The organism is Pseudomonas sp. Irchel 3H7 (assembly GCF_900187605.1).
In the GTDB taxonomy this organism is placed as follows: Bacteria; Pseudomonadota; Gammaproteobacteria; order Pseudomonadales; family Pseudomonadaceae; genus Aquipseudomonas.
In genome coordinates this window covers 1-1,256 of record NZ_FYEA01000033.1, presented here as the reverse complement: position 1 = coordinate 1,256, position 1,256 = coordinate 1, and the positions used below count along the sequence as shown (strand labels likewise).

Below are 1,256 nucleotides of genomic sequence, written 5' to 3'. Positions count from 1 at the left end.
TGCAGTGGTCTAATTTCCCCGGACACCCCGATAGGTGGAAAATACATCTATCGAGGAGTTATTCATGACTAAAAAACGCAGGGCATTCGACGACAGCTTCAAGCTGCAAGTCGTGAAGATGATCAAGGATCAGGGACTCACCGTTGTACAGGTTTGCCAGGATCTGAACATTGGTGAGACAGCCGTTCGACGCTGGGTTCAGCAATACGAGGCAGAGCAACTGGGGCAGGCCGGAATCGGCAAGCCATTAACGGCAGAGCAACAGCGCATCCGGCAATTGGAACAAGAAAATCGGCAGCTCAAGATGGATAACGACATCTTAAAAAAGGCTACCGCCTTCTTTGCCCGCGAGCTGAAGTAAGGTATCGACTGGTTCGGCAGCTGCAACAGAAGGCTTACTCAGTGGCACATGTCTGTCGGTTGCTGAGCATCAGTCGTTCAGGCTTCTATGAGTCTCAGAAGCGTGCTGATGCGCCTGTTCGGCAGAGTTGTCCTGTTCTTGTGCAACTCAAGGCGTCTTTCGCCGAGAGTGGAGGCTGCTACGGCAGCCGCCCTTTGCGCGACGCTTTGCGCGGTAAAGGCATGCTTGTCGGGCTGTATAAAATCCGTCGATTGATGCGGGCTAACGGACTGCGTTCAGCCTGGAAGCGCAAGTTTGTACACACAACCGATAGTAATCATGACCTGCCGATTGCAGAGAATGTACTGAACAGAAAATTTGATCCAGTAGCGCCAAACAAGGCCTGGGTAGCCGACATCACCTATATCCGCACCCGCAGTGGCTGGTTGTATCTGGCCGTGGTATTGGACTTGTTTTCACGCAAGATAGTGGGCTGGTCGATGGCTCCGAACATGCCGGCAGAGCTGGTGTGCACCGCGATGCAACTGGCAATCGCGCAGCGTCAACCGCCGCCAGGCTTGATTGCCCACTCAGATCGGGGTAGCCAATATGCGAGTGCAACTTACAGAGAATTACTGGCAAGAAACGACATGCAGCAGAGCATGAGCCGTAAAGGTAATTGCTGGGACAATGCAGTGATGGAGCGCTTCTTTTTGAGTTTGAAAATGGAGCGGGTATGGCGACGTGACTACGGGAACCACGCTGAAGCGATCCGCGACATTACCGAATACATCGTTGGGTTTTACAACAACGAACGGCTGCACTCGAAACTGGGATATCTGCCACCGACCGTTTACGAGCGGGCGATGGCGTCAAAACCACCTATCGAGGTGTCCGGAATTAGTTGACCACTGCA

Annotated in this window: 1 protein-coding gene; it reads left to right on the top strand. The window is 52.9% G+C overall.

The window, feature by feature from the left end; genetic code table 11:
• Positions 1 to 64 precede the first annotated feature (64 nt).
• Positions 65 to 1,248, top strand: a protein-coding gene (locus CKW38_RS29365; RefSeq protein ID WP_218222461.1) for an IS3 family transposase whose coding sequence is annotated in 2 segments (ribosomal slippage) — positions 65 to 329 and positions 329 to 1,248 — 1,185 coding nt in all. Because the reading frame shifts where the segments join, the coding sequence is not laid out codon by codon here.
• Positions 1,249 to 1,256: the final 8 nt, after the last annotated feature.